At 66.9% G+C, this 21,522-nt stretch carries 25 protein-coding genes and 3 pseudogenes; 14 read left to right on the top strand and 14 right to left on the bottom strand.

All coding sequences use genetic code 11. The annotated features are described in order from the left end of the window. Window positions 1–100 (top strand): annotated as a pseudogene (locus ACWCP6_RS28885) (IS481 family transposase); the annotation flags it as partial. Window positions 101–1,478: 1,378 nt separating this feature from the next. Here the strand turns inward: ACWCP6_RS28885 and ACWCP6_RS28880 are convergent. The 3 genes from ACWCP6_RS28880 to ACWCP6_RS28870 form a co-directional block, all read right to left on the bottom strand. Further along, entirely contained in the window at window positions 1,479–1,913 is a 435-nt protein-coding gene (locus ACWCP6_RS28880; RefSeq protein ID WP_450935505.1) for a DUF2267 domain-containing protein, read from the bottom strand. Between the two features lie 68 nt (window positions 1,914–1,981). Next, window positions 1,982–2,377, bottom strand: a complete 396-nt coding sequence (locus ACWCP6_RS28875; RefSeq protein WP_450935504.1) for a DUF2267 domain-containing protein — start codon at window positions 2,375–2,377, stop codon at window positions 1,982–1,984. Window positions 2,378–2,483: 106 nt separating this feature from the next. After that, window positions 2,484–2,915 (bottom strand): Hsp20/alpha crystallin family protein, encoded by a 432-nt coding sequence (locus tag ACWCP6_RS28870; protein ID WP_450935503.1) that lies wholly within the window; start codon window positions 2,913–2,915, stop codon window positions 2,484–2,486. A gap of 127 nt (window positions 2,916–3,042) precedes the next feature. Here ACWCP6_RS28870 and ACWCP6_RS28865 point away from each other — a divergent pair, with 127 nt between their 5' ends. Continuing rightward, window positions 3,043–3,675 (top strand): type III effector protein, encoded by a 633-nt coding sequence (locus ACWCP6_RS28865; RefSeq protein ID WP_450935502.1) that lies wholly within the window; start codon window positions 3,043–3,045, stop codon window positions 3,673–3,675. A gap of 164 nt (window positions 3,676–3,839) precedes the next feature. Here the strand turns inward: ACWCP6_RS28865 and ACWCP6_RS28860 are convergent, their stop codons facing one another. Beyond that, a complete protein-coding gene (locus ACWCP6_RS28860; protein ID WP_450935501.1) occupies window positions 3,840–4,184 on the bottom strand; it encodes a MerR family transcriptional regulator in 345 nt (114 codons plus the stop codon). Window positions 4,185–5,451: 1,267 nt separating this feature from the next. Then, on the bottom strand, window positions 5,452–5,607 hold the full coding sequence (locus ACWCP6_RS28855; RefSeq protein WP_450935500.1) for a DUF305 domain-containing protein: 156 nt from the start codon (window positions 5,605–5,607) through the stop codon (window positions 5,452–5,454). A 191-nt stretch (window positions 5,608–5,798) separates the two neighbouring features. Between ACWCP6_RS28855 and ACWCP6_RS28850 the strand changes: the two genes are divergently transcribed. The 7 genes from ACWCP6_RS28850 (at window position 5,799) to ACWCP6_RS28820 (ending at window position 10,183) form a co-directional block, all read left to right on the top strand. Beyond that, entirely contained in the window at window positions 5,799–6,146 is a 348-nt protein-coding gene (locus ACWCP6_RS28850; RefSeq protein WP_450935499.1) for a hypothetical protein, read from the top strand. A 9-nt stretch (window positions 6,147–6,155) separates the two neighbouring features. Continuing rightward, window positions 6,156–7,286 (top strand): sigma-70 family RNA polymerase sigma factor, encoded by a 1,131-nt coding sequence (locus ACWCP6_RS28845; RefSeq protein ID WP_450935498.1) that lies wholly within the window; start codon window positions 6,156–6,158, stop codon window positions 7,284–7,286. Continuing rightward, window positions 7,283–7,465, top strand: coding sequence for a hypothetical protein (locus ACWCP6_RS28840; RefSeq protein WP_450935497.1), 183 nt, complete (start codon window positions 7,283–7,285; stop codon window positions 7,463–7,465). The genes ACWCP6_RS28845 and ACWCP6_RS28840 overlap by 4 nt, the downstream gene beginning before the upstream one ends. A gap of 332 nt (window positions 7,466–7,797) precedes the next feature. Continuing rightward, the gene (locus ACWCP6_RS28835; RefSeq protein ID WP_450935509.1) at window positions 7,798–8,487 is read left to right on the top strand and encodes an alpha/beta fold hydrolase; all 690 of its coding nucleotides are present in this window, start codon (window positions 7,798–7,800) and stop codon (window positions 8,485–8,487) included. Window positions 8,488–8,801: 314 nt separating this feature from the next. Continuing rightward, a complete protein-coding gene (locus ACWCP6_RS28830) occupies window positions 8,802–8,963 on the top strand; it encodes a hypothetical protein (RefSeq protein ID WP_450935496.1) in 162 nt (53 codons plus the stop codon). A 170-nt stretch (window positions 8,964–9,133) separates the two neighbouring features. Next, window positions 9,134–9,733 (top strand): hypothetical protein, encoded by a 600-nt coding sequence (locus ACWCP6_RS28825; RefSeq protein ID WP_450935495.1) that lies wholly within the window; start codon window positions 9,134–9,136, stop codon window positions 9,731–9,733. Between the two features lie 210 nt (window positions 9,734–9,943). Further along, entirely contained in the window at window positions 9,944–10,183 is a 240-nt protein-coding gene (locus tag ACWCP6_RS28820; protein ID WP_450935494.1) for a hypothetical protein, read from the top strand. 174 nt (window positions 10,184–10,357) lie between these two features. Here ACWCP6_RS28820 and ACWCP6_RS28815 read toward each other — a convergent pair whose 3' ends face one another. The 4 genes from ACWCP6_RS28815 to ACWCP6_RS28800 form a co-directional block, all read right to left on the bottom strand. After that, the gene (locus tag ACWCP6_RS28815) at window positions 10,358–10,573 is read right to left on the bottom strand and encodes a hypothetical protein (protein WP_450935493.1); all 216 of its coding nucleotides are present in this window, start codon (window positions 10,571–10,573) and stop codon (window positions 10,358–10,360) included. Window positions 10,574–11,063: 490 nt separating this feature from the next. Beyond that, a complete protein-coding gene (locus ACWCP6_RS28810) occupies window positions 11,064–11,528 on the bottom strand; it encodes a DUF6228 family protein (RefSeq protein WP_450935492.1) in 465 nt (154 codons plus the stop codon). 31 nt (window positions 11,529–11,559) lie between these two features. Further along, window positions 11,560–12,189, bottom strand: a complete 630-nt coding sequence (locus ACWCP6_RS28805) for a class I SAM-dependent methyltransferase (protein WP_450935491.1) — start codon at window positions 12,187–12,189, stop codon at window positions 11,560–11,562. A 430-nt stretch (window positions 12,190–12,619) separates the two neighbouring features. After that, window positions 12,620–13,204, bottom strand: coding sequence for a hypothetical protein (locus ACWCP6_RS28800; RefSeq protein WP_450935490.1), 585 nt, complete (start codon window positions 13,202–13,204; stop codon window positions 12,620–12,622). A gap of 1,122 nt (window positions 13,205–14,326) precedes the next feature. Between ACWCP6_RS28800 and ACWCP6_RS28795 the strand changes: the two genes are divergently transcribed. Further along, window positions 14,327–14,611 carry a hypothetical protein gene (locus ACWCP6_RS28795; protein WP_450935489.1) on the top strand — a complete coding sequence of 95 codons (285 nt, stop codon included), beginning with the start codon at window positions 14,327–14,329 and terminating at the stop codon, window positions 14,609–14,611. Window positions 14,612–15,051: 440 nt separating this feature from the next. Further along, entirely contained in the window at window positions 15,052–15,522 is a 471-nt protein-coding gene (locus tag ACWCP6_RS28790) for a hypothetical protein (protein ID WP_450935488.1), read from the top strand. Between the two features lie 213 nt (window positions 15,523–15,735). Here ACWCP6_RS28790 and ACWCP6_RS28785 read toward each other — a convergent pair whose 3' ends face one another. Next, a complete protein-coding gene (locus ACWCP6_RS28785; RefSeq protein WP_450935487.1) occupies window positions 15,736–16,143 on the bottom strand; it encodes a DUF6193 family natural product biosynthesis protein in 408 nt (135 codons plus the stop codon). Window positions 16,144–16,280: 137 nt separating this feature from the next. On the opposite strand from ACWCP6_RS28785, the gene ACWCP6_RS28780 reads away from it, so the two are divergent. Then, window positions 16,281–16,709 carry a DUF5959 family protein gene (locus ACWCP6_RS28780; RefSeq protein WP_450935486.1) on the top strand — a complete coding sequence of 143 codons (429 nt, stop codon included), beginning with the start codon at window positions 16,281–16,283 and terminating at the stop codon, window positions 16,707–16,709. Between the two features lie 918 nt (window positions 16,710–17,627). Here ACWCP6_RS28780 and ACWCP6_RS28775 read toward each other — a convergent pair. Next, a pseudogene (locus ACWCP6_RS28775) lies at window positions 17,628–17,974 on the bottom strand (transcriptional regulator); the annotation flags it as partial. Window positions 17,975–18,565: 591 nt separating this feature from the next. Here ACWCP6_RS28775 and ACWCP6_RS28770 point away from each other — a divergent pair. Next, on the top strand, window positions 18,566–19,270 hold the full coding sequence (locus ACWCP6_RS28770; RefSeq protein WP_450935485.1) for a nucleotidyltransferase domain-containing protein: 705 nt from the start codon (window positions 18,566–18,568) through the stop codon (window positions 19,268–19,270). A 70-nt stretch (window positions 19,271–19,340) separates the two neighbouring features. Here the strand turns inward: ACWCP6_RS28770 and ACWCP6_RS28765 are convergent, their stop codons facing one another. Next, on the bottom strand, window positions 19,341–19,751 hold the full coding sequence (locus tag ACWCP6_RS28765; RefSeq protein WP_450935484.1) for an NUDIX hydrolase: 411 nt from the start codon (window positions 19,749–19,751) through the stop codon (window positions 19,341–19,343). 22 nt (window positions 19,752–19,773) lie between these two features. Beyond that, window positions 19,774–20,122: pseudogene (locus ACWCP6_RS28760) on the bottom strand (FAD-dependent oxidoreductase); the annotation flags it as partial. 471 nt (window positions 20,123–20,593) lie between these two features. Between ACWCP6_RS28760 and ACWCP6_RS28755 the strand changes: the two are divergent. Further along, window positions 20,594–20,983 carry a hypothetical protein gene (locus ACWCP6_RS28755; RefSeq protein WP_450935483.1) on the top strand — a complete coding sequence of 130 codons (390 nt, stop codon included), beginning with the start codon at window positions 20,594–20,596 and terminating at the stop codon, window positions 20,981–20,983. Between the two features lie 275 nt (window positions 20,984–21,258). Here the strand turns inward: ACWCP6_RS28755 and ACWCP6_RS28750 are convergent, their stop codons facing one another. Next, on the bottom strand, window positions 21,259–21,501 hold the full coding sequence (locus ACWCP6_RS28750) for a DUF6332 family protein (RefSeq protein WP_450935482.1): 243 nt from the start codon (window positions 21,499–21,501) through the stop codon (window positions 21,259–21,261). Between the last annotated feature and the right edge of the window lie 21 nt (window positions 21,502–21,522).

Below are 21,522 nucleotides of genomic sequence, written 5' to 3'. Positions count from 1 at the left end.
CGACTGGCTGGACTGGTACAACTACCACCGACCCCACACCGGAATCAGCGGCCACACCCCAGCCAGCCGCGTCACCAACCTGTCCGGACAGCACACCTAGGCGCCCGGTGAACAGCCTCCTGGCCGACGTCTCGCCGTAACGCCAGCACCTTGCCAGCAGGCGTCGACAGCTCTTGCCAGGAGATCATCCGGTGAGGGACCGTGGGATTCTCGGACAATGCGGCCAGCCCGATGCCACTGGCGAGCGGCAAGCTCCAGTCCCCGGATCGGCAATCCGTCCGCCCCGCCGAAGAAACTCGCTGCGTCCTCGCACATCTCGGCTAGGTCGTCGAAGATCTCGGCAATAACTACGGCGCGTACGTTCATATGGCACCCTGCAGTGCCTGATCACCTTCGCCCTCGCCGACGGCGACATCACTGTTCAGGGTCATCCTCCCTACGCCCCGCCTCCCAGCGACTTCAACCTCGCGATCACCGGAGGCGCAGGGAGCTACGAGACGAGCCGCGGCTACGTGCATGGGCACGTCGTCGACGACACGACCACGGAACTCACGTTCCACATCGTCCCCTGAAGAAGGTCAAGACGAGCCCGCAAGGAGCGGCAGGGCCGCCCAGCGAAGAGAGGCTGGCAGGATGCTGGGCGGCGTGGGCGCCACGCCGCCGAGTGCGGCATCAACCGCTCGCCCGCCTGCGTCGGCCATACGCACGCGGTGCCACCGTGTCGACCTGCGTCAATGCGATCGCTCCGCGTGCACGCGGCTGCGGCTCTCGTGGAGGAGAGCCGCAGCCGGGGCGATTCCGACTCGGCGACTCACAGCAGCTCGTAGCGGTGGGGGCCGGCCGCCCTGCCACTTCACCCACGCCGAGTCGTCCAGCAGCTCCTCGGGGTGCGGCAGTCCGGCGTGGTGCAAGAGCTCGGCCAAGTCCCAATCACTGTGGGCCATGCCCAGGGTCTCGCCGTGTGCAGTGACCCGTCTGCCCCCGGTCGACGATGGGGCGTGGACGACTATGGGTACGGCCTCCATGCCTTCAGCATCCTCCCTGCCAGGCCGTGAGCGCGAGTGGCGAGCCGCAACGCGACGGCTTGCTGGCGCTGCGGGCGTGTCATAACCGACCGAGTGAGTGACGGTCCCGGTGTAGGCGCCGACGACCGCGGGTGCTGGGCACCCCTATCAGCAGTGTGGGAGTCCACGTAACACTCGTAGTAACTTCCTGCAGCAAGTGGGCGGGCACGGGCCGGAGTCGGATAGCTCCGCACCTGGGCCCTCGCTGAGGACTCGGCGAGCAATGTCCGCGGCGTTCATCAACCGATTCGGCTGTTGAACATAGCTCCTGGGCTTCGACGCGCCGGGCGCGAATCGAGTTCCGTTGTCCAACATGGGAGTTCAACAACTCGGGTCGTTCAACAACACGTCAGGACCCTTGCGGGGCAGTGACGCGGCGACGTGCGTGCCCGCCCCGAGCACGCACGTCGCCTTCTACGCGGCGGGGGTGAGTTCGGCGCGGCCGAACAGCAACGCGTAGCCGGAGGGGAGCTGGCGCAGGATGCGGGTCAGCAGGTCGGGGCCGGCGTAGGCCGCGACGGCGGAGAAGACGGATCCGGTATCCCAGCGGGTGGTGCCCAGGGAGGCGCCGGTGCGGGCGGCGAGGTCCTTGACGAAGGCCCAGCCACCCAGCGGCTGGGTGGCTGGGATCTGGGCGGTGAGGACGCTTGCCGCTTCGAAGGGGAGGCGGGCGGCCAGTTCGACGCGTTCGTCGCCGGTCAGCTGACGTCCCAGTCCCGCGAGGACGAGGCGGACGGCTTCCTCGGCCTTCTCACGGGTTGGGTAGGCGCCTTCATAGCGGACCTTCTCCAGCATGTGCTCGTACGCCCTCCCGTAGGGCTGCTGGAGCGGCGCGCTCTGGTCGGACATCACTGCGGTGGTTGCCTTTCTGTCACCAGGGTCGTGGTGGCCGGTGTGCGGCCACCGGGGGTGGGTGGTCAGGTGGGCTGGGGGCGGCCGAAGAGGAGGTCGTAGCCCACGGGGAGCTGGAGCAGGATCGCCTCGAGGAGGTCGTCTCCGGCGGCGTCGGCGACCGTGGACAGGACGGCGCTGACGTCCCAGGCCGCGGTCTGTTCGGTGGCCCCTTCGATCCAGGCCGCGGTCGCGCGCACGAACCGCTCCGGGGGTAGCGGCTCGGCGCTCTGCAGCGGGTTGAGAAGGATCAGGGCGAAGCCTTCCGGCAGACGCGCCGCCAGCTGGGCGCGTACTTCGCCGACCAGGTGTGCGCCCAGCAGGGCGAGCACCACGCGGGCCGCACGTTCGGCTTCCTGCAGGGTGTCGTATTCGCCGCGTTCCTTCACATGGTCGAGGAACGCTTCGCGTCGCACAGTCACGTCGGCCGTCACCTCTTCCTCAGGTCCGAGGGGCGCGGAGGACGGGCGAGGGGGAGATCAGATGGGTGCCCGTCCTCCGCCGCTGTTCAGCCCATGGCTGTCCGGCTCAGCCGGAGATCTCCTTGCGGCCGGTCCCGATGCCGATGGCGATCTTGCGGGGCTTGGCGCGCTCGGCGATCGGGATGCGCAGGGTGAGTACGCCTGCGTCGTAGTCGGCCTGGATGTGCTCGGTGTCGAGGGTGTCGGCGAGCACGATCTGGCGGGAGAAGACGCCCAGCGGCCGTTCCGACAGTTCCATCTGCACGTCGTCGGCCTTGGTCACGGGCCGGCGCTCGGCCTTGACGGTCAGCATGTTGCGTTCGACGTCGATGTCGATCGCGTCCGCGCTGACGCCGGGGATGTCGAAGGCCACCACGTACTGGTCGCCCTCGCGGTAGGCGTCCATCGGCATCGGGGACGGCCTGGACCAGGTACCCGGGCCCATCAGCTGCTGGGCCAGCCGGTCCAGCTCACGGAAGGGGTCGGTGCGCATCAACATGGGAAAACACCTCCAGGAAGGTTCGGGCAGTTGCTGCCAATGCGCTCACTGACACCGTTGTAACATGTCATCCAATGGATGACAAACATGGTGTCGTCCATAGGATGACTACCTGTGGGAGGTGCTCATGACCCCGGCCGACCAGCCGGCATCGTCCAGTGCCGACGCACACAGCCCGGCGTCGTTCCTCGCCGCCGCGGCAGCCCTTCACGCCATAGACGACGCCCTGCATGCCGCCCGGCACGAGGCTCCCGACGCTGCGGAGGCTCACGATGTCGGCCCGGAGCAGGCCCTGGCCTCGCTTCTGCTGCTGCGGCAGGTACGCGAGCAGCTCGCCGGATGGGAATCCGGCCTGATCGAGACCGCCCGGGACGCGGGTGCCAGCTGGGCGGACCTCGCCCACCCCCTCGGCGTCGCCAGCCGCCAGGCCGCCGAACGCCGCTACCTGCGCAACCGGCCCGGCCCGGCCGGAACCACCGGCGAACAACGCGTCCAGGCCACCCGCGAACGCCGAGCCGCCGACCGCACCCAGGCCGCCTGGGCCCGCCGCAACGCAGCCGACCTGCGCCGCATCGCAGGTCAGATCACCGCCCTCACCGACCTGCCTAGCGCGGCCCGTCTCCCGCTCAGCCGGCTCCACGCCGCCCTCGCCCACGACGACCCCGCCGAGCTCATCCACCCCCTCAACGCCACCCGCCCCCACCTGACCACCACCCACCCCGACCTCGCAGCGCAACTCGACACCCTCACATCCTCCTGAACCCACCCACTTCCGGCCCTGGGCCAACGAAGCAGCCATTAACGCTAGGCGACGCCGCCGTCTGCGCTTCCGTAGCCGAGGCCCTGGACGCGGAGGCTGAGCTGGCCGGCACGGACCTTGCCAGTGCCGGACAGCGACTCCAGCGGGCGGCCCGGCGTCCTGGTTCAGGCTGAGGTCTGCGATTGGGACTCGCTGCCCTGGGTGCGCAGTTGCTCGTTGATGCGCTGGGCTTCTTCGAGTTGGTCTTCGAGGATGACGATGCGGCAGGCGGCCTCGATGGGGGTGCCCTGGTCGACGAGTTCGCGGGCGCGGGCGGCGATGCGCAGTTGGTAGCGGGAGTAGCGGCGGTGACCGCCTTCGGAGCGCAGTGGGGTGATCAGGCGGTGTTCGCCGAGGGCGCGGAGGAAGGCGGGGGTGGTGCCGAGCATCTCGGTGGCCCGACCCATGGTGTAGGCGGGGTAGTCGTCGTCGTCGAGATTGTCGACGGGACGGGGACCGGCAGGGGGCATAGACCTCTTCTTCCAGGGGACGCGTCGGGGGGCCCGGGTGCCATACGGCACCCGGGCCCCGAGCTTTCAACACCATCTACCGGCACACCGTGCCGGCCTTCTTTGTCCGCAGGTTCCGCCTGGGAGGGCGGGGCTGCGGGGATCGCGGATGCGTGACCGGGGACCACCTTCCAATCCGGGGCCTGCGGTACCCAGGCGGATTTCTTCCTCGCCCGGGCGATCCTGATGGCGTTCCGCTCCTTACCTTCGGTTACTCGGTTGTACTGCTGGAACGCGGGTGCTGCTCGCGACCCCTGGGGGCCGCGTCCTACTTGACCTGCATGCACGGCAGTTCATCTCTGCCGTGCCCTCATCGACTTCCTGGGTACAACAGAAACAGTAACCCTGCAACGAGGCAATGTCTACTGTTGCCACGACAGATTTTCTTCAGGGCTGATGCGTGGAGTTCTACCGTAAACACACCTGGAAGAGTGACGTCCCGGGGAGAACCCTCGCCCGCCGGGCACACGCTGTACCCGGCGGCACAACCGATCCAGGGCGGGGTGGTAGCGCATGACCGACACGGAGACGACGCGCACGCAGGCCCCCAGAGCCCCTGTGGTTGTTGAGGGTGACAACCCCGCCGGAATCGCTCACGCTCGTGACGTCGCCCGCACCTGCGCCGAGGACCTCGAAACAGGTTCCGGCCCCCGGGACGGCGGAGACCCTTGCTCTCGTGGTCTCCGAGCTCACCACCAACGCCCTGCGCCACGGCGGCGGCCGATACACCCTCGAACTCGCGGCCACCGACGATGCGCTGAACGTTGCCGTCACCGACCTCAGTCCCGCACCCCCGCGGGAACGTGGCCCCGACCTCAATGCCCTGGCTGTCGGCGAGGTTGTGGTAGCGGGCGTTGTAGTACGCGAAGAGGCCGAACCCCGCCACATGCAGCACCGCTATGAAGCCGTACATCGCGACAAGACGGCGGATCTCGCCTCGGCCGAACCGGCGGCTCGGCCGGGTGGCCGCAGCCTTTGTGCTCATGGGGCAGCCTTTCCTTGCTACGACGCGACCACGCCATGCTGCGTATATGCTCCAGCTGCACACGACAGGCAAGAAAGCGTTGCTGTCTCTTGTCCCTGTTGGGAGCCCGTCCGATTGCGGATTGGTTGGCCGGCTGGGCGACGGCCGCCGGGGATGCCGGATGCGGTCGCCGCGCCGTGGCGCACGACCGCCCGGGCAAGCCGGCGAAGGCCTCCTTGCCCGGGCGGTCAGAGATGATGCCGCTCAGAGCCGGTCGAGGATGCCCTGGAGCTGCTTGACCTCGGCGGACTGACTCGTGACGATGTCGCCGGCCATCTTCGTGGCGTCTGGGCTCTTGCCCTTCTTCTGCTCGTCCTTGGCCATGGTGATCGCGCCCCTGTGGTGCTGGATGCCGCGCACTCCGGCCCCCGTCGCGACACCCTGTACTGGCGAGCAACGAGTGGCCCAAGGGGCTTGTGGGCCGCATCCAGCAACCGCAGGGCTGCTGGATGGGAGACGGATCGAGGATTTCCAGAAATTCGTGCGAACCGGACCGCCATCGGCGGTCTTACCGAGTTGAAAGGCAGACACGACGAGCCGATGGAGCGGGCATGGTGGTTCAGACGATCCGAGCGGCGCTGTCGCTCGCGGGAGGCATCCGGAAGGGACGGGAGGGCGGCATGTGGCACACGATCCGGATCTGGGTCGAGGGTAAGAACGCGGCCACGTTCGAGCGTGAGCGGCGTACGACGCTGCTCACGGCACCGGGGGCAATCCAACAAGGAGGCAGGATCTACGACCGGCGGGCCGACGGAAGCGTCCTGGAAATCGCCGTTCCCGCACAGGAGCGGCTCGACGTCATCGTCGGCGAGTCCGTCCGCCGCGATCGCGTGGTCTCGCAGCCCCCCGAAGTGCTTCCTGCCCGTCACACCGCTCTGCCCAGCGCCGAGGAGAAGTGATCAATAGGCATGCCTGTGTTTCTTCCGGCGGCAGTGCCGCTGACGGTTCACCCACGATCGCTTTCGAAGGACACCTCGCTGTACAGGGTCCACCGCACGCGCTTCCCCTCAACAGCGTTCAACCCCCGCCCTGCGGACATCCTGCTGGGCGGGCGCTTCGACGGCACTCCGGAAGACCCGTACCCCTACCTCTACGCCGCCCTGACTCCTCATGCGGCGGTCGCGGACACACTATTGAGGGCAACGGAGTTCACCCCTGAGGGGTCGCGGCTCGTGCCGCAGGCGGTGGTCGCGGACCGACAGCTCACCAAGTTGCAGACCACGAATTCGCTCGCGCTCATTGATCTCACGACAGCTGAGGCCCTCGCCGCCATCGGCGCTTCGTCCGAACTCGTTTTCTCTGACGACCTAGTCCGCACTCGGATCTGGTCATCGAGGCTGCGCCAGCACAATCCCTGGGCCCAGGGGATCCTGTGGCCGTCACGGTTCCGGCCCGGAGAACATCTGGTGGTCCTCTTCGGGGACCGCTGCGGTACCCGCCTCCTCATCGAGCACACCAGCTGGCCCCTGGCGGCGCGCGCCAACGAGCTCTTGGCCGACCTCAGAGCGGCAATCCTCCCTCCTCGCCCTCCGACCAGGAGCTTCGACGACTTCTTCAAGGCCCATTTCCTGCAGATCTGCCGCATCCTCAACGCGCGGCAGAACAACTGGGACATGGCTCAGGAGGCAGCAAGCCGGGCCTTCGAAATCGCCTATCGCAAGTGGGTGGAAGTGAGCGAACATCCCGATCCCGTGGCCTGGGTAGCTCTCACGGGGCGACGCATCCTTATGCGAGCCCACCGGAAGCTCGCAGCCCACCCCGAGTACTCATTGAATGACTCGGATACGGGCACGCCGTGCGACGCCCTGGATCCCGCATCCGCGACGGTGGACAAGATCGCACTGCACACCGCGATTGGGAACTTGACGCGGGACAAGCGCGAGTGCCTCGTCATGCACTACATGGACGGCTACTCCATCGACGACGTCGCCAAGTACCTGGACATTCCCCCAGGCACGGTGAAGAGCAGGCTTAGCGCAGCCCGCAAAGACCTCAAGAACTCACTCGGCTACGACTTCCGCGGGGGAGGCATTCGATGAAGCACGACGCCGAACTTCACGTTGACGGGTTCGACCAGAGGCTGTCCGAGGAAGAGGTACTCAACCACCTGGCCGAGCTCCGCCACCGCGTCACCTCGCGCACCCCGATCCTCGACGATGACGACTATGAGACGGCCGTCGACGAGGTGGCCGACGAGATCACCGAACTCTTCTCGTGAGGACGCAGGCCCTCCGCCCAGCGGCGAGTGCAAAAGGCCATGCAAAAGGCCTTCGCTCCCGCAGCGACAGCGCGGCCCGCGTCCCTGCCGCCGACGAGGACCATCCCCGCACCTGCGGGGATGGTCCTCGCTATGACCGCGTACGCCCGCAGGTGCCGAGGCGTGAGGTCTTCCGCGGCCGCCACCGGCAGCCACGACAGCCCCAGGTACGAGGCGATCGTCGCCGCCTTCGCCGCGTACGCAGAGCAGCGGCCGGCACGATCCGCTGCGGCTGAAGCAGGGCCCGTGCCTGAAACGGTGCTCGCCACGACTTCGGTGGTTCGGGCAGCCCTCTGTTCGCCCTGCACGGGCATTTTGCAGACGGCCGTACTTTCGCGCGCCTGGCTTGGGAGCTGGGCGACTCCTGGCGGATCATCGCGCTCGACCAGCGTGGACACGGGCTCTCCGACAGTTCTCCCGATTTCTCCCGCACCGGCTACGTCGAGGACGCCGCAGCAATGGTGGAACATCTGGGGATCCGCGGCGCGGTCGTACTTGGTCACTCCCTGGGCGGCGTCAACGCCTACCAGCTCGCGGCATGGTTCCCCGGACTTGTGGACGCACTAATCGTTGAGGACATCGGCGTCGAGGTCGATGGCAACCTGTCCTTCAGCCTGTCCTGGCCGCACCGGGCACCGACCCGGACCGAGCTGTTGGAAGAACTCGGGCCCTCGGCGACCTATCTCATAGACGCCGTCCGTGAATACCCCGACGGATGGGGACTTGCCTTCGACCCGAAGGACATGAATGCCTCACAGCAGCACCTCAACGGGGATCACTGGGACGACTGGCTCGCCAGCGACTGCCCAGCCTTGCTCGTCCGCGGCAGCCGCAGCTCGGTGCTCAGCGCGGAGCACGCGAAGGACATGGCGGCGCGGCGCCCCCACACTCGACTCATCGAACTTCCCGCCGGACACACCATCCACGAGACCGTCCCAGTGGAGTTCGCCGCAGCTGTCAGCGGGTTCCTCGGTTCGCTGTGAACCTACTCGAATGAGATCCCTAGCCTGTGACCCACCGTAACGGACCACAAAACCTGAGCCAGAACCGAAACTCAGCGACATCACTCTCCCGTGGAACCAGGCGTTCACACCGCTGAGCAACAGACGTTCCTGAAACTCGCGCCGCCGACCGCGAGGCGCACCCCACGCGGACGACGCCACCACAGGTGTCCGCCGTCTCTGCTCCTCCGCCTTCGAGGAGGATCCCGACATCTCGGGACCCGCGCTCCCTCGCATGCGAACACCCTGATCCACCAAGCACGCCCGGATCGGCCCCGGCCGGGAAGCCAGCGCTCTTGTCACAGCGCACCGCGCTGATCCTCTTCATAGCCGCTGGCGTCGGCATCGGCGTCGGCGTGCTCACCATCTTCGCCGAAAAGTCCTACCCTAAAGCCGTCATCGCCAGTGTCTTTGCTGCCGGGGGCTGCACGATGGAACTGCACAACCTGATCGACTGACCGGCGGCGGGGCCGAGCAGGCCAGCCCTGGTCGGCCCCGCCACCTCTCGGACATCAGGCTGCGCCGAACTCGTGGGCGGGGCGGCTGAAGGCCTCGCCGGTGGCGAGGACGCGGCGCCTCGGGGGCGCGTCCGGGGCAGCGTGGTGCATCGTATGGAAAGGGAAATCCGATGAGCCGTGCCACGAAGCGCCGCGTATCGTCCATGACAGTCGGCTCGCACGGGCCGGTGAAGGGGCATACGCCGAATGCCACCGAACCGAATGCGGCTGTTGCGGGGTTCCTGCAAGGCGTTTCGGATCTGGTCTTCCGGGCCGGGGCACGAGGGACTGAGCTGCGGCGGGTGGATGTGGCGAGCAGAACGTTCGAGTTCTGCCACACCGCGGCCAACGAGGTCCGGCGCGAGGTCCTCAGCGGGGGCCGGGTGGTCCCGGAGAACGACGCGGAGCGTGCCGAGTGGCACTGGACGCCGGACGCGGGCTCACCGGGATGGGCGCATCTTGCCTGGCTGGTGCAGGATCTGGCGTCCATGCCCACGTTCCGCGAGTACGGGCCTGAAGGCGGCCCGGAGCTGGTGGGGCTTCAGGTGCCGGGACCTGAGTACGTAGATGTGCTGGTGGCGCACCGGGGCTGTCGCTGGCGGGTGCGGATCGAACTGCAGGGGCGCAAGGAACCGCTGGAGTTTCCGGGCATGGCGATCGGTGAGCTCTTCGGAGAAGGAAGGCATCGGGAGCTGGCGACGGAGGACGAGCCGGACCTGGTGGTCGACTGAACGAGCGAAGCTCAGGACTTGTGGATCAGCTCCTCGGGAGGGCGCGAAGGGCGTACCTTCCCGGGTGATTGATCCACTGATGGCGGGTTGGTGTCTCACAATCGAGTGGCAGTGTGGTTGCTGTCTGGGCAACGGTCTGGGGGGTGCATGGCAGGGACAGCCGCATACGAGGTTTGGCATGGCGACTGCCTGGTCGGCTCCCTCTGGGACGTGGGCGTCGACCAACCGTGGTTCCTGTGCCGGTTCGTGCCAGGAGCGGGTTGGGATGAGCTCAGTCCGCTCTTCGCTGCGCAGGAGGAGGCGCGGCGCCAGCACTTCCCTGAGCACCTGATGGGAGCGATTGCCGCCGTGCGAAATCTCGGGGTGGAACTGCGGCCCGCGGCCGGTGGCGAGCCGATCCACCCGTGGATGATCTACCTCACCGAGGAGCGGGCCAGCTTTCGGTACTGACTCGCCTCCGGACGGATCATGACCAAACTGGGAATGCGTTAGGTCCGTGAGACCGTCGACTCCAGCGGCGGCCGACAAGTGCGGATCTACGAGCTGTCTGGGGACCCGTACGTCACAGCCACTCTTTGATGGCGCCGACGAGGACGGTGGCTCGCAGCGGCCCGCCAACTTCTCCTACCGGGTGGCCACAGCCCGGTGCCTCTTGAGGCGGTTGATGCCGCATTCGACCGCGTGGCGCTCGCGGTAGTCGACCGGATCGAACGTCGGCGGCCGACCTTCTCGGCATCCTTGCTTCTTGCGGTTGCCGGCCTGGTCGACCTTGCCCGGGATGGCGCAGCGGATACCGCGCCTGCGCAGGTAGGCACGGTTACGAAGGGACGCGTACGCCATGTCCGCCCGTACTCGCCCGGGCTCGGTTATGGAGCGTTGTCGGAACGATGCCCCTGCCAGACTCGCCTGAGGGCCTCGAGCTCGTCCCGGGGGAAGTGCTCACCCCACTTGCCTCGGTAACCGCTCTCACCGTAGACGTTCGCGATCTCGTCGAAGCACCGAACCACCGCACGGGCCAAAGCGTCGACGCTCAGCACCCCGGACCACAGTTCAGCCCCCCCCTGTTGTCGTGATCGCCGCTGCGGCTCAGTTCAAGCAGGCGGAGCCAGACGGTGTCCTCCTCGCGATAAAAGATCCATCGGAAGGCGGTCGGCTCCGCCTCTAACTGCGCGCGAGTCTCCGTCTCGCCGGCGACAAGCCGGGCCACAGCATCAGCAAGTCCTCCGGAGCACTGCTGACATACGAGGCGGTGAGGTCAATCTTCGCAGCGTGCGCCTCAACCCGGCAGTCCGCCCAGCCGTGCCCAGCCAGCGTCCAGATGATCCGGAAACTAGGCGGCATCGCGCCTCTCCCTAGCGAGGAACTCACCGATGTCGGAGGCGAAAGACGTCATTTGCTCCCCGGCTTCCAGCCACGTGGTCACCGAGGCGCTCCACCCGCCCGCGCTCTCCGGCCAGGGGCGCAGCGTCCAGGTCAGACCAATGTGCCCACCGGACCGGAACACTGCGGACACGGTCAGATCTCGGTCGTTGGTCTGCCAGCTCCGCACGCCGTTCCACCCTCGGAAGTCCGCAGCCAGCTCTTCCAGGAACGGCGCGAGATCGCTGTCCCAGACCCAGGCCACAACCTCACTGACGCGAGCGGTCAATCCCGGAGCCCACACCTCGATCGCGTAGTGCACGGAGTCTTCGTCGAAGCTGAACCGGTCACGGAACCTGACTCCGACGGACAAGTTGTCCTGGCAGCGGATGGTCACGCATGCCTGCTCGTCGATGTCGTCGTCTGGGGTGTTCATAAGCAAAACGTTAGGTCAGCCGCAGCACGCTCTAGTGGAGGCGGGCGAGCAAGTGGGCGTCGAGGAAGCCCCGCTCGGAGGCCGGGTCGTGGAGCAGCCGGGCGAATGTGACGAGCCCGGCTCCAGCCAGCAACTCGGCGTACCGGTCCACCGGCCAGCTATAGGCGGGCGTCACCTTGTGATCGAAGCGGACCGGCTCCGGTCCTTCGGTCGCGAAGAACGAGACCAGGAGCAGGCCCCCTGGTGCCAGGACACGTACTTGCTCGGCGAGCAGCGCGGGCAATTCCTCGGGCGGAGTATGGATCATCGAGTAGTGGGCCAGCACGCCGCCGAGCGCGCCGTCCTCGACCGGCAGGGCCTCCATCCGTGCCTCCTCGAACCGCAGCGCCGGATGTGCCCGCCGGGCGTGGTCGATCATGGCCGGGGAGAGGTCGAGCCCGAAGGCGTCCAGCCCCAAGTCGTGCAGCATGGCCGTCAGATGTCCGGGCCCGCACCCGACGTCGGCCGCCCGCAGGTTCCCCGTCCCGCGCACCAGCTCGGCGAAGGTGCCGACCATAGTCCGCGCGAACGGCCGCGTCTCCAGCCGATCAGCGAACATCGACGCATAGAGCTCGACGATCCCGTCGTAGGCCGCTCTGGTCTCGTCCAGGTGTTCCACCACGTGGAAGAAGCTAACACCCGCGCCGTTCACAGCCGTTCTCCGGCCCCGTACCGACCCACCCCCAGGTACTGCCCGTTCAGTCCGCGGTCAGTGCACTGCCACAAGAGCGACGCGAGCAGCACGAGGAAGCCCATGCGCGGTTCTGCAGGGCGCGCGCCGCGTTCGCGAACGGTCTTGAGGTCCCAGTGCACCCAGTATCTCCGGCAGGAGAGCGCCCCGCTGACTGGACATGGACCGCATCACCCGCGACGGTCACGCCCTGCGCCAGGCGCCCCCGCACAGAAGACTGTCCCGCAGTCACGGGATTGAGCATCGGTACAGGTCGGCTGACGCTCCTTTTCTACGCCCAGCTCATGCCGGGACTGTGTCTGGCAGCACGAAGCCCCCCTCATCTGCCTAGTGAAGTGGTGGTGGAGGGGGCTTGGCTGTGTCAGAACTTCCTCAGGATGTCGCGTTCTCGCGCGCTCTGTCCGCGTGGCTCATGGTTGAGGATGGGTGTGTCCGTTGGCTGAGGGGAACGGAGCTGGGTGCCACAACTATCGGTCGCACGGAAGGTGAGGGGTTCTGAGGGTGGAGCGGGCCAGCACTGGAGGAGGTACCACTCCGTGATCTCGTCGCGTGTGAGGTCGATTGCGGTGTCACGTCCGCGTGCATGGACACGGAGCCGGTAGTTTCCCGGTCCTGAGACGGCGAGGGAGGGGAGCTCCTCGTCGAGGTCGGCCATCAGCGCGCTGACCAAGAGCTCTCCTGAGGGAGAGTGGACAGAGACTTCCACGATCTCCTGCCAGTCGCCTGCATCTGGTGCGGCCTCGCTGCGGTAGGCGGCTGCCATGACCTCAACGTCACCGGTATGGATACCCGTACTGATCTCGATCTGGCCATCACTGATCGATACCAGGCCGGTGTCCGAAGGATCGGTCTCCTCGGGTGATACGGAACCTTCCGGATCGGTGACATGGAACTGGTGGTAGGCAACAGGCACCGGCCCGGATGCGCTGACAACAGGTTCGTTCACGAGGTGTCCCCTCACCATTACTTGATCCAGACGAGAAATCCGTCGCTTTCGATGATCCGGTTGCAGGTGTAGAAGTGGTTCAGCGCGATGCCGCCCTTCCGGCTCTGGCTGTCATCGATCATGGGCCAGCTGAACTGCCCGTTGCCCGTCGAAGCGCCCTGCCATCGACGCGAAAGGGTACTTAACGCAGCTCATTCCCGAGGACGGTGCCGGCTGGAGGGGCAGGCCTTATCTTCCAATACGACGAGTACGCCGATGAGGCGGCGAAGGCTGTCCTGCTGGAGGCATCACCCCCACTCGGCCGCGCCTTGGCATGCGCCCTTCCGCGCCTTGCTGCGCCAGGCACGGGCTCCCGGACGCGCCCGACAGATCACTGCCGCCCATGGTGGGAGCAGCACGGCGGAAGGGAAGGCTGCGCACCACACCTCGGCAGCGAGACCGGGTTCAGCAGCGCAATGCGGCCACGAGGGCAGATTGGCACGGGGCGCGCCTGGTCGGTCAGGTACCGAATCCCTTCCCCCTCCGGGCGCACCCCGTGTCCTTGCCGAACGGGTGTCGTCGGCTTGCCGATGTATGCCAGCCGAAACGCTCGTCCCACACCACCGCCGCCGCTTCCTGGCCCGGCACCAGGCGGACCACGGCCGCGAGAGCACAGCCGCCATTTGCACCACCTGCGGATCCGCTGCTCAGAGCGGGCTGCGGCCAGCGCGCTGCGGTGGGTGATGGGCGGGTAGCCCAGGCGTTCGGCCGCCTGCAGGAGGGACATCTGCGGCCGCTCCTCGAGAAGGTCGGCAATCCGTCGGCCCCGCCCCGCAGCGCCGCCAGAGCGGCCGTCGCTGTCGTCATGGCGACGCCGAGCTCCTCAACCAAAGCCGCCGCGGTGACGGCCGGCTCCGCGTCCAGCAACCGGGCGATGCTCTGATGCAGTTGCTCCCTGGGCACCCGGTCCCCGCTGCCCTTCGGCCGGCCTCCCGTCCGCGCCGAACCCCGGCCCGGACGCTCATCCCGGAACACGCGCACACCCGACGGGGCCAGTGTTCCGCCCCCGCCACCATCACCAGGTCAGCCAATCTGCGGAGATTGCGGAATGCTGGCGACACGTCATCGACCAAGGAGGAGAACATGGCCAGCAGGCGCGTTCTCAAGCTCACTTTCGAGTTTCACGTTCCAGAAGGGTTGAACGCCAACATCCGCAGCGCTCGCGTCGACAGTGCGACCGACGAGATGATCGGCGCCATCAAGGGCATGACCCCGCAGGTCTTCCCCTGGGCGAAGGACCTCGTCGTCCACCGGGAGTGGGCCTACCGCTGGCTGGAGATGGAGCCGCAGAGCCACTCGTTCCCCTCGACCGACAAGAACACCGCCCTGCCGGAGAGCGAAGCGGCCAAGGGCTCCGCTGTCGGCTGACAGCCGACAAGTCGGGGGCTGCCGCCCGGGCACTCGGGTGGCCGCCCTCGGCCATGCTCAACGGGCGCGGTTCCACCAGTCCACGGTCTCCAGCGCCAGCACTTGCAAGACGTGAGCTGAAGGCATCGCCACTGGCGAGGCCTTCAGCCGCCCCGCCCACCACAAGAAGGGCACCAAGCCCAGGCGAATCCGCACCGCGCTACCAGATGAGACACCTATGACGGTGACCGCCAGGGCTCAGCCTCGTAACTGCCGCCGAGTGACGAGGCTCTCAGGGACAGCGCCGCGGTCGTACTCCGCAGCCAGCGGGTTCGAGGAGGCTGACCGATGCTCCGGCGAGAACCCGCCGGGGGTGTGGTGGTTCTGGGCGGGAGTACCGCGCGAGTTCAGCTTCGCCGTGTGGGCCAAGATGGGGCCTTCGATCTGGAGGGGGCGTTGGAATGGGTTACGACCTGCAAGCGGTGATCGCTGACGGGGAAGCACTGAGTGCCGCGGTGAGAGACCTGCCCGCCGCCCGGCTGGCGTCGATCGGACAGGGCCTGTCGCTGATACCGATGACGGACGCTCTGTTCGATTCCGTCGCAGACAGCAGCGACGTAGGCGCGCTGGGGTTCTGGCGGTTGCCAAGAGGGGCCGAGAAGACCCTCGCTGCCTGGTCAGTCAGTGGGCCGGTGGCCTACGTGGAAGCTGAGTACTTCGGCGGCGTGGGCGAGCAGCGGGCTGCCGTGTGGGATGGCGGCACCCTCGTGCTGGGACCGCTCCACGTGGAGGAGGGCCAGCCCTTTCCGCCTGCCGGCAGTCCCATCTCTCAGGCACTGCGGCGGTTGGGCGTAGCGGCCGGCGCCGACGAGGACGAATTCTCAGCCGTGGGGTTGGACCGGCATCGACACGGCGAGGCGTGGATTGCTTGACGGGCGGCTTCTGGACTCCCGCACTCACGGGCAGGTTCCCGGCCCCGTTCGCGGAATCCGCCAGTGAGCGCGAGAACCTCGTGCGCCCCCACCGCGTCCAGGAGCTGGCCGGGGAGGTGGCGTGATGCATGAGGCTCGTCAACGGCCCAGGGGATGGGCGAAGCCGAGGCATCCCGCGCACTCGACGGCTCCTGCCGCACGTCCATCCTGCTCCTACGCGCTGCCTCGTGCCTTCTCGTATGCGGCCAGTTCCTCCGCATCGCCGACGAAGGACGGGCCACAGCCCGGCGGCAGCCGCTCAATGACCATCCTCACGGCAGCTTGCGCACTGTGCGTCTCGGCGATCCGCGGGCTACTTCGGCTCGGTCCGTCAACGCAGTACCGGTCGACTCCCAGAGTGCCGATGTAGGGGATGTCCCAGGTGGGGCGGCGCTCCGTGCACCTGCTGAAGTGCAGCTCCCACATGCCCGTCCACGGGTAAAGCTGACGCAGCAGCGGCTCGGCGTACGCCACTCGCACCATCTCGGCGAACGGCGTCAACAGCGGAGAGCTCCCCGGTCGGGTCGGCTCACCAGCGGTGGCCAGGATCTCGCGCCAGGCTGCTTCGACGATGTCAGTCATACTGCGATTCTCTCGCTCGATAGGAGGGCGCCCAAGCGCCCATGAACTGCGTGAACTGCAGTTCGTGGTGGTCCTGTTCCTCGGATGCCCTTTAACCAGGCGAGGCTCTCTCACTACTCGCCGACGAAAGGGCAGCCATGGGCGACAGCCCCCTGGGGGAGCTCATCTCCCTCGCTGATGACGAAGGGAACAGCGTCACGGTCAACGTTCTGGGACGTAACCCCAGGTGGACCGCCGGACTCGACGCCGAGATCGTCGTCAAGACGCCCTTCGTGTCCGGCCGTATCGACCTGGCGCTGTCCGTTTCGAGGCTGGAAAGCTGGGCCGACGCGCTGGACTGGCTCGACGCCGGCGAAGACGTGGCCTGGATGGAGATGAGCAGAGGGCCGTCCATCTTCATCCAGCTCACCGGCGAGCGTGATTGCCCGGAGGTGGCCGTGGAGGACGAGTCTGGGTCCATGGTCACCGTGCGGGTCCCGCTCGTCCCGCCGGACGACTGGATTGCCGACCACCGCCAGCGTCTGCGCCAGGTGATGGATCACTGGGTTCCGATGCTGTCAGGGTAGGGAGGCAAGCCGCCGCCAGCCGATGAGGAGCATACGGAGCCGTCAGTCCGATGCTGCCGAGACCGCCTTGGAGGACACCTGGCCCGCAGTGCGGCAGCGCACCGCGACCGCTTCAGGAATGCAGCGGATCGCTCAAGTTCGGGGTGGGCTGGCCCAGGCCGACAGGGTGGATTCCAAGCCGCCGTCGGCATTGAGGACGGCACGGCGCCCGGGGTAGGTGCGCTTCGCCGTCTGCAGGTCGCGGTTATCGAAGTGGCCCGTGAAGAGGGGGACGCCGCGGACAAGTTCTACCTGGCTGGCGCCGGTCGGCCAGCGGTTCAACAGCGCCTTCTCTCCTGGGCGATCAGTGAAACCGCGTCACCCAGCACAGGTCAGTATTGGAGGCTGGATGACGCCTGCCGGGACGCGTTGGTCCGTCGAGCTCTTCAAGTCCTGCGGTTGCCGGCAGCAACACATCACTGTGGCTCCTCAGAGAGCCCCCTGGGCGCCTTGGAGCGCTGGCCTGGCCGGCCGCCTTCTAACCATCCCCTTGGCTCATCCCCGCGGGCGCGGGGAGCAGACTCTGTGACCTGGCACTCCCCCTCCTCAGCGGCGCACTTTTGAGTACTTTCACCGAAACAGAAGAACCTCACACACCAGGCCTATCGCTACGACGGATGTATTCGGTCCGCCCCCGTCCACTCACCAATCAACTGACAAGGTAGAAGAGTCACGATGCTGAGGAGTAGCTGCCCCCGGGAGCGTTCGAAGACCGACTGGGTTGTGATCTCTTCCTTGACGTACGGGGAGCATCATCTGATCTGGCTCCGGGGAGCGCGGCCAGACAGGTCGTGTGAGTGATGCCGGGCTGTCGCTTGGGTGCCGGCGCTGCCGCTGGGGCCCCTGGCGTGGCGGCGGTACAGCCGCCGGGAGCCGGGCTCAGTGCAGCGCATCGATAGCCTTGATGATCAGCGCCCGGCGTCGGCGCCGTACACGGCCGTGCTCCGTAGCTGCTCGAACGCCTTCAGGTAGAGGGCGACCTCAGACTGTGCCTGATGTTCACCTGCGCCGTAAGAAGCTCGACCGACACCAGCGTGTCGTCGTACAAATGAAAGGCCTCCTGCGGCCACACCGCGCTCGCGTGTCCCCTTCAGGATGATGCCTAGCGACATAGACGGCAGAGCTCCAGCAGCGCCCTCCTCGACGAGGAAGACGAACCGGTGCCCGGGCTCATGGATGACCCGCGATCGTTCCACGCGGGCGGCAGCGGATTCCGCTCCGTCATCGCCCCTTGAGGAGGGGGAAGTGCGGGGATACGTGCTCAAGTCGCGGGTTCCAGTGCAGTCTGGGCCTCGGTGACGGCCCGGATCCGGTCGTCCAGGGCGGTGGGGCCGAGCGTCGCCAGAGCCCACAGGGCACTGATGCGGGGGGGGGCCGGAGGACCACGTGATCCTCGACTCCCAGGTGGCCGCCACCTCCGGGGCACCTGCAAGCGGGACTCGCTCGGTGAGGACAGATGGCCCACCAGCACCTACGTCCGGTACTGCGCGCTCCTGGACCGCTGAGCCCACGAGGAGAGCAGGCTGCTCGGTCGCCGCTTCGGCGTCGACGAGATCGAGCGCTGGCTGTTCAGACCCTGGTCCGCGAACCGAACACGCCGCGGCGACGCCTGTTCCGAAGCTCAAAGCCGTTGACGCCGGTCTCGAAGAAATGCCACGGGGCTGAGAAGCACGTACCGGATATGGACTGAGACACACCAGAGATCTGCTGGTCAGCGCTGTTCTCTATGTCGCGAGCCGCGAGATCCTACAGCGAGACATCGCGGTCGGACCAAGAAAGGGCCTGCGCACAACGGGGCCAGTGCTGATAGTTGGTGCATGGATGCGATCGAGGCCGCTCGTGCCGTCGTAGAGGAACGCCACCCCGATGCGCGCGCCGCGTTCCTGGGCGGCAGCGTCGTGACAGGCCGCCGCACGGCGACGTCGGACCTCGACATCGTGGTCCTGCTCCACGGAGCCCCAGCCCCGTACCGGGCGAGCCTCCAGTACGCCGACTGGCCGGTGGAGATGTTCGTGCACACCGAAGCGACGTGGCACGCCTACGTCGAACGGGAAGTACGCAAGCGCCGGTCACCGCTGCTGTGGATGTGTGCCGACGGGCTGCTGCTCTTCGACACCGACGGACTCGGAGCGCGTCTCGCCGCACAGGCCCGGAAGCTGACCGCCGCAGGACCACCCCCGGTGTCGGCGGAAGAGATCGACGACCGCCGCTACGCGATCACCGACCTCCTGGACGACCTCGCGGGAAGCGACGACCAGAGCGAGCGCCTGTTCATCGCGACCGAACTGGTCCGTCGGACCGGTGAGCTGGCGCTGGCAATTGCCGGATCTTGGAGTGGCGGCGGGAAGTGGCTGGCACGCCGTGTTGAGACAACCGCGCCAGGGCTCAGCACACGCCTCCACCACGGCCTACAGGAGGTACTGGGCGAGAGAGCAGAGCCCCTCATCACGGTCGTGGACGAGGTGCTCGGGCAGGCCGGCGGCCGATTGTGGGCCGGCTATAGGCGTGCTGGAGCTCCCTGAACGATCTCGCCTGCGGACGTGAAGCAGTTCCGCAGCGGAGGCCCGGGCCGCCTGTCGCGAACGCCAGCTGTCAGGAAGGGAGGGCCGCGTCGAGGTACGCCCGCACAGGCCCGAACACCCCATGCGGCACGTAGCGAGGCATCTCGCCATGAGTCACCCACGCAAGATCGGCCAGTTCGTCGGGGGCTGCGATATGCGCTGTGCCGCTCAGTACCTCACAAGCGATGTACGACATCAGCCGACCCGTTTCTGGGTGGACACGCTCACCGAGCCGCTTCACAGCCGCCACGGCCAAGCCCGTCTCCTCCCGTGTCTCACGGACGGCAGCGTCTTCACGTGTCTCACCAGGTTCGACCTTGCCGGCCGGGAACTGCCAGCACAGCGAACCCTCGCTGACACGGCGCCGCACCATCAGTACCCGTCTCTCGTGAACGATGATGGCCGCGGCTACGCCCGCCTGCTTCTCAGTAGTCTGCTGCAACGCCTGATCCTCCAGGTTCAGATCATTTGGCGGAAAGCAACGCGCGAGTCTCCTCGGCGCACCCCCACCGCAGTGTGACGCCGGCGCCTCCGTGGCCGTAGTTGTGTGTGCACGACCACGGTGCCGTACTCCCACACCTCTTCCTCCACACGGACCGTGGCGCGGGTCGGCAGAGCGCCGACCCGGTGATTCAGGACGCGAGCCTGGGCAAGGCGGGGCTCGACCTCGGCACAGCGGGCGAAGATGCCAGCCGCCGCCCTGTCGTCAGGGCCCAGATCGCCCTCGCCGTCGATCGCTGCGCCGCCCAGGACGACGGTGTCGCCGTGGGGGTAAAAGCACAGCAGGTCCGGCGAGAGGCCGGTGTCCTCGGCTGCCTTGCGGCATCACTTTGAGCAACAAGCGGCCACCGGCTGCGGAGATCCAGCCACTTTGCGCCTCGCAATGGCCACATGCCCTTACCCCGCCAGTCGGCGGGAGCCGCGATCGCCGGGGCTTCCACGCGAGCCGTCGGCGTGCACGCGCACCGCGCCAGTACGGGTGGAAGTGCAGCTGGGCGGACAGGCGGTACAGGCGCCGTCGCAGGAGGGCCGTGTCCCGGGGGCCGGCCGCCAGCCGCCGGTAGGTGGCGGCCGGCCCCCGGGACACGGATCCGGCAAGGTCCGACTCGCGCAGGAGCAAGCCGCCGGTGTGAGCGTCAGTCGCGCCAAGCACAATGCGGCCATGAGTTATGACCTGGCCGTTTGGGAAGGTGTTCGCCCACATCACAACCACGTTTGACTTCACCGTCACGTTGATCTGATACGCCCCGACACCGAGCAACCCTCACCGAAGAGGAAAATTACGTGTATCCATTGGAGGAACTTGCCGAGCGGGTCATCCGCGACCTATCGATCGGCATTACCGTCAAGCCTCTGATTACTTTTATTAATTCAGAGGAAGGGGACTTCGTCGACATTCTCGTCCGGGATGAAGCGGGTATAGGGATCGGCTTCAGGGTGGACTCCTCAGAAGCCGAGGAGCGCATTCTTTACGAAATGGCATACAGAATCCCAGACGCGTATGTCGAACTCTACGCCGTGGGGCTTCCTGTGGTGCCAGGAACAGAGCGACCCGCTGTTCCCAGAATTGCGGCAAATACGGTCCTATGGGAAGACCCCGGCGCCTCTGGATGGTCCTGCCAGGTTGGGGAGTACAGGCACACTTTGGAGAATCCGCACGACGGTCGTGAGTAGTTCGGTGAAATCACTCCGCTGTGCGCGTTCCCCCACTACACGGGCACCAGCACGAGTACCACGACATGACCTTCATGGGAGGGGATAGCCATCTGGCCGTTTCCTCCCTCCCGCTGTTTCAGACGCCGTCCTGGCTTCGCTCACTTCTCAGAGCAGCGATTGTCCATGTACTCGGGAGGCAGTGGGAGATGAGTCGGCTTGCGGATGTTCAAGAGAAATAACGGCGCCTGACACCCTCATGCGAACGGACGTCCGTCGCATGGGTCGGCGGAGTGTTAGCGGTGCTGTCCGTTTCGCCATAGGACATGAACAACACGGATCACCGCAAGAATTCCAGCAACCCAAGCCCCGGCGACCAGTAGGAACTTCTCAACCGCAGGAGGAAGGTGCCAGACAGTGGCCGGCCCGGCGATCGTCGCGAACACGACGGCGCCGAGGAAGCATGCGCTCAGCAGCGCATAACCGATCTCAACCGGGATCTCGTCCCGTTCGGCCTGGCTCCGCCGTCTCGTCGTCATAGCTGAAGAATCGCACTCGAG

Source organism: Streptomyces sp. NPDC002004 (genome assembly GCF_053593975.1).
The sequence above is the reverse complement of the archived record's forward strand: the minus strand, read 5'-3'. Positions and strand labels throughout refer to the sequence as shown.

What these genes read in the sequence shown, in the direction of transcription:
- ACWCP6_RS28825 (WP_450935495.1), top strand. Translation starts at nt 9,134, where the DNA reads ATGAGCCGTGCCACGAAGCGCCGCGTATCGTCCATGACAGTCGGCTCG.
- ACWCP6_RS28850 (WP_450935499.1), top strand. Translation starts at nt 5,799, where the DNA reads ATGGTGGTTCAGACGATCCGAGCGGCGCTGTCGCTCGCGGGAGGCATC.
- ACWCP6_RS28785 (WP_450935487.1), bottom strand. Translation starts at nt 16,143, where the DNA reads ATGACTGACATCGTCGAAGCAGCCTGGCGCGAGATCCTGGCCACCGCT.
- ACWCP6_RS28795 (WP_450935489.1), top strand. Translation starts at nt 14,327, where the DNA reads ATGGCCAGCAGGCGCGTTCTCAAGCTCACTTTCGAGTTTCACGTTCCA.
- ACWCP6_RS28840 (WP_450935497.1), top strand. Translation starts at nt 7,283, where the DNA reads ATGAAGCACGACGCCGAACTTCACGTTGACGGGTTCGACCAGAGGCTG.
- ACWCP6_RS28865 (WP_450935502.1), top strand. Translation starts at nt 3,043, where the DNA reads ATGACCCCGGCCGACCAGCCGGCATCGTCCAGTGCCGACGCACACAGC.
- ACWCP6_RS28810 (WP_450935492.1), bottom strand. Translation starts at nt 11,528, where the DNA reads ATGAACACCCCAGACGACGACATCGACGAGCAGGCATGCGTGACCATC.
- ACWCP6_RS28860 (WP_450935501.1), bottom strand. Translation starts at nt 4,184, where the DNA reads ATGCCCCCTGCCGGTCCCCGTCCCGTCGACAATCTCGACGACGACGAC.
- ACWCP6_RS28780 (WP_450935486.1), top strand. Translation starts at nt 16,281, where the DNA reads ATGGGCGACAGCCCCCTGGGGGAGCTCATCTCCCTCGCTGATGACGAA.
- ACWCP6_RS28845 (WP_450935498.1), top strand. Translation starts at nt 6,156, where the DNA reads ATGCCTGTGTTTCTTCCGGCGGCAGTGCCGCTGACGGTTCACCCACGA.
- ACWCP6_RS28770 (WP_450935485.1), top strand. Translation starts at nt 18,566, where the DNA reads ATGGATGCGATCGAGGCCGCTCGTGCCGTCGTAGAGGAACGCCACCCC.
- ACWCP6_RS28790 (WP_450935488.1), top strand. Translation starts at nt 15,052, where the DNA reads ATGGGTTACGACCTGCAAGCGGTGATCGCTGACGGGGAAGCACTGAGT.
- ACWCP6_RS28870 (WP_450935503.1), bottom strand. Translation starts at nt 2,915, where the DNA reads ATGTTGATGCGCACCGACCCCTTCCGTGAGCTGGACCGGCTGGCCCAG.
- ACWCP6_RS28880 (WP_450935505.1), bottom strand. Translation starts at nt 1,913, where the DNA reads ATGTCCGACCAGAGCGCGCCGCTCCAGCAGCCCTACGGGAGGGCGTAC.
- ACWCP6_RS28815 (WP_450935493.1), bottom strand. Translation starts at nt 10,573, where the DNA reads ATGGCGTACGCGTCCCTTCGTAACCGTGCCTACCTGCGCAGGCGCGGT.
- ACWCP6_RS28750 (WP_450935482.1), bottom strand. Translation starts at nt 21,501, where the DNA reads ATGACGACGAGACGGCGGAGCCAGGCCGAACGGGACGAGATCCCGGTT.